This window comes from Xenorhabdus bovienii (assembly GCF_024721015.1).
Classification (GTDB): domain Bacteria; phylum Pseudomonadota; class Gammaproteobacteria; order Enterobacterales; family Enterobacteriaceae; genus Xenorhabdus; species Xenorhabdus bovienii.
Genome location: NZ_JANAIF010000180.1, coordinates 1 through 1,971, shown reverse-complemented (window position 1 = coordinate 1,971; position 1,971 = coordinate 1). Strand labels below are relative to the sequence as shown.

The following is a 1,971-nucleotide window of genomic DNA, read 5'->3' as shown; positions in this document are numbered from 1 at the left end:
TTTTGGATTTCTATAACTTTTCTTCGTGCTTCCTGATATGTCATATCACCCCCTCGCCGTAACGCCGCCTGACTCCAGTATCCGATTGCTAGCTCTTTGCTTCGTTGAGTAAAGAGCTACGTCACTCATGCAGCAAGATCCGCCGTTGTTGTCGGAACGCATGTCTTTCTTGAGTTCTACAATAAGACGGGCGTAAATATGATTTTCATCAACGACCCTGACAACCGAATCTACAATTCTATCCACTGAGCGGCTTTTTGGTTTGGCTGCATGTTCAGCCCGTTTGCTATCCCAAAACACCATTTGCTTTGCTAAACGGCGTGACCTTGCATTGTCTTTTTTGGGTGGGGCTGCTTTTTTGGTCGTAGGCTTTACCTTAATCGGCACTGAGCCTTTCCCTTTGCTATCCGTTCCCTTAAGAGCGAGAACTGGATGATTTGCGTTTACCATGTTTACCTCCTCTAAGTAAGTTTTTGCTGTGGTCTGCCACACAGAAACCTACTCAGTGGATTGCTCTAACACTTATTCAGAGCTGGGTACTTCCCATTTTGTTAAAGAGCGGTACTGCATTTATCTTTGGCTGTGTGCCTTGGATGAATACAATATATGCTCTTTACGCATATGCGTCAAACGCATAATTTCATATATAGGGGTGCATATAACACAAGGTCATGAAAACAAAAGTAATAAATTTTTTATGGGATTTTTTATTTGTGACGCAAATCACGCATATTGTCGAGGGGTTAAAGCCCCATCAGGGGCTTTAGTTGAATTTATCCATGTCTTCGATAGACATGGGAATGGCTAACAATTACCTTCCCTTGTATATATAATTGAGGTTCTTCATTTTCCTCAATGTACCATGTTTCGTAATTTGGATTATCTGACAAAACAGCCAGTCTATTCTTTTGAATTTGAAGACGTTTTACATGAATTGCGCGACCAAATGAAAACACATAAATACCATCGCCATCAAATTGATTAACTGCAATATCGACAAATATTTGGTCTCCAGACTCGATAGTGCCACTCATGCTGTCTCCCTTAACCGCTATGACCTTTACAAAATCCTCATGCCTGTTACCAAAAATCAACTTTGCTTCTTCGGTTGTGTATTCTATAGATCCTATGGTTTCTACAAACTCTCCCGTTGAAATCCCATACCCCGCACTCGCTTCTACATTCAAGGATTGAACCTTAAAATACTTCCGCTTGCGAGATGGGTTGGCTGAAATTAATACATCATTTTCATCACTCTCGATAAATAGATCTGCCATTTTAACCCCCAACGCCTCGGCTATTTTCGAAATTGTTGAATCTGTATAGCCTTGTTTATCCCTTTCGAGACGAGAAATATTCCCCACGTCACTATTAATAGCATTGGCTAGTTCAAGGATTGTCATTTTCTTCGCTTTGCGAAGCTTTCTTATGCGTGACCCGATTTTCATTTTGTCATTGGACTCATTTTTTGCGTTTCACTCAAAGCGCCTTGCGCATATCTATTTTGTGTAATAATATGCGTATAGCGCATTTAAAGGAGATGAATATGCAAACGCCATTACGAAAAATTAGGTTGGATAACAACCTTAAAATTGCCGAAGTTGCAGCGGCAGTTGACTGCGATGTAGGCAATTTGAGTCGATTAGAGCGAGGCAGCCAAAATGCATCATTAGAAATGGCTGAGAAGTTATCTCGATTTTATGACGGAATGATTAACGAGATGCAGATCTTATATCCAAAAAGATTTATGTAATCATTCAACGCTCTTTAACATCCTAGATAGCAACACCCGCCCTGAATATGCGTTAGGGCAACTCACCATCATCTATCTCAGGATAGACGATATCTATCGTTTATTAATTAAACAAACATTAACCAAATTTAACTTTAGGATATTTTACGAATGAAACACGCAAGTTACCGCAAATTATTCAGAGATAAGGAAAGTGAATTGCTTAACAAGATCGCGCT

Annotated in this window: 3 protein-coding genes; 1 reads left to right on the top strand and 2 read right to left on the bottom strand. The window is 40.0% G+C overall.

Annotated elements, in window-relative coordinates; translation table 11 throughout:
- Positions 1-45: 45 nt before the first annotated feature.
- Both NXS07_RS19705 and NXS07_RS19700 read right to left on the bottom strand, forming a co-directional pair.
- Positions 46-450, bottom strand: coding sequence for a hypothetical protein (locus NXS07_RS19705; RefSeq protein WP_258087482.1), 405 nt, complete (start codon positions 448-450; stop codon positions 46-48).
- 323 nt (positions 451-773) lie between these two features.
- Entirely contained in the window at positions 774-1,448 is a 675-nt protein-coding gene (locus NXS07_RS19700; RefSeq protein WP_258087481.1) for an XRE family transcriptional regulator, read from the bottom strand.
- A 98-nt stretch (positions 1,449-1,546) separates the two neighbouring features.
- On the opposite strand from NXS07_RS19700, the gene NXS07_RS19695 reads away from it, so the two are divergent.
- Positions 1,547-1,753: a helix-turn-helix domain-containing protein gene (locus NXS07_RS19695; protein WP_258087480.1), complete on the top strand. Its 207-nt coding sequence runs from the start codon at positions 1,547-1,549 to the stop codon at positions 1,751-1,753.
- Positions 1,754-1,971 lie beyond the last annotated feature (218 nt).

Bases quoted from the DNA above. Each gene is read 5' to 3' on its own strand.
- NXS07_RS19705 (WP_258087482.1), bottom strand. From the start codon at position 450: ATGGTAAACGCAAATCATCCAGTTCTCGCTCTTAAGGGAACGGATAGC.
- NXS07_RS19700 (WP_258087481.1), bottom strand. From the start codon at position 1,448: ATGAAAATCGGGTCACGCATAAGAAAGCTTCGCAAAGCGAAGAAAATG.
- NXS07_RS19695 (WP_258087480.1), top strand. From the start codon at position 1,547: ATGCAAACGCCATTACGAAAAATTAGGTTGGATAACAACCTTAAAATT.